This is a genomic window from Streptomyces sp. NPDC046909, from assembly GCF_040644695.1.
Taxonomy (GTDB): domain Bacteria; phylum Actinomycetota; class Actinomycetes; order Streptomycetales; family Streptomycetaceae; genus Streptomyces.
In genome coordinates this window covers 1-1512 of the sequence record NZ_JBEYXC010000051.1, presented here as the reverse complement: position 1 = coordinate 1512, position 1512 = coordinate 1, and the positions used below count along the sequence as shown (strand labels likewise).

Genomic DNA, 1512 nt, shown 5'->3' with positions numbered 1-1512 from the left:
GGGGGGGTGCCTCTATGTCCTTCGTCAAGCTGAGCTGGTCATGCGGCGGCCAGCTCGGGGTCTCGTGGTTCGTAGAAGGTGCCGTCGCGGAGCATGGCGAAGAGCACGCTGATGCGGTGGCGGGCGAGGCGGAGGAGGGCTTGGGTGTGAGTCTTTCCCCGGGCCCGGCATTTGTCGTAGTAGGTGCGGGACGCGGGATCGTGCAGGGCAGCGAAGGCCGAGAGGAACATGGCTCGTTTGAGCTGCCGGTTTCCGCCTCGTGGTGCGTGTTCGCCGTGGATCGAGGTCCCCGAGGACTTCGTTGTCGGGGCGAGTCCGGCGTAGGAGGCGAGGTGGGCGGCGTTGGGGAAGCTGGTGCCGTCGCCGACGGTGACCAGCAGCACTGCGGCGGTCCTGACCGCGACCCCCGGCATCGAGGTCAGGACCTTGGAAAGAGGGTGCTCCTCCAGCAGGGCTTTGATCTGGGCTTCCAGAGCCCGGCGCTGTTCGTGGACGGCGGCCAGGGAGCGGGCCAGGGACGGGATGACGACGTCGAGGGTGCCGGTCCCGGGAACGACGACGGTTTGTTCGTCGAGCGCGTCGAAGATCTCGTTGATCAGCCGGGCGGCCATGCGTGGGGCCCTGGGTCTGATCACCTCGACGAGTTTGCGGCGGCCGGCTTTCCGCAGTGCTGCCGGGGAGCCGTAGCGTTCGAGCAGCCAGGTGACGGCGGGGCGGTCCAGGCGGGGGCCGAGGACGCGTTCCAGCGAGGGGTGGAACTGGGTGAGCAGGCCGCGTATCCGGTTGGAGGTGCGGGTGGCCTCGGCCGCGAGGTCCTGGTCGAAGCCGACCAGCACGGTCAGTTCGGCGGTGATCTGGTCGGTGAGCTCCAGCGAGCGCAGCGTGTGCGGCATTGTGCGAGCGGCGTCGGCAATGACCGCGGCGTCCTTGGCGTCGGTCTTCGCCTCGCCCGGGTAGAGATCGGCGATCCGGCGCATGGCGAGTCCGGGCAGGTAGGCGACCTGGCAGCCGGCGTCCCGGGCGACGGTCAGGGGCAGTGCTCCGATGGATGCGGGCTGGTCGACGATGACGAGCACGGTGCCGAACTTCGCGGCCAGCTTATCGAAGACGGCCCGCAGCTTCGGCTCGCTGTTGGGCAGCTGCTTGTCGAAGACCTTCTTGCCGGCCGGGGTCAGTCCGTGGCCATGGTGAGCGGTCTTGCCGACGTCCAGGCCGAGGAAGACGCCCACGTCGCCGATGTCGAACATCGTGCTCCCAACTGCTTCGCTGCGGTGCTGGCCAGGGAGTTGGCGCCGTACGCGCGCATCCACGTTATGCAGACCTGCCGCCCACGGGCGGCCGGGCATTGCGCCAGGCCAGGCGGTAGTCGGACCTCTCATCAGCGTCTCCAACGGCACCCCTCGGGCCCGGTGACACCACCCCCCAGGTCATCCGTTCGACAGGGGGGAACAGTCATACCGGGCCCGGAGGCCAGCGGCCCTCTTGCAGGACCGCGAAGAACATAACGGGGGG

1 protein-coding gene is annotated in these 1512 nt (G+C 68.9%); it reads right to left on the bottom strand.

Features of this window, described 5'->3' with window-relative positions; genetic code table 11:
• Positions 1–38: 38 nt before the first annotated feature.
• Complete coding sequence (locus tag ABZ928_RS53390) at positions 39–1247, bottom strand: IS110 family transposase (RefSeq protein WP_361537142.1); 1209 nt, start codon at positions 1245–1247, stop codon at positions 39–41.
• Positions 1248–1512 lie beyond the last annotated feature (265 nt).

Excerpts from the sequence above, each read along its gene's own strand:
- ABZ928_RS53390 (WP_361537142.1), bottom strand. The coding sequence starts at position 1,247 with ATGTTCGACATCGGCGACGTGGGCGTCTTCCTCGGCCTGGACGTCGGC.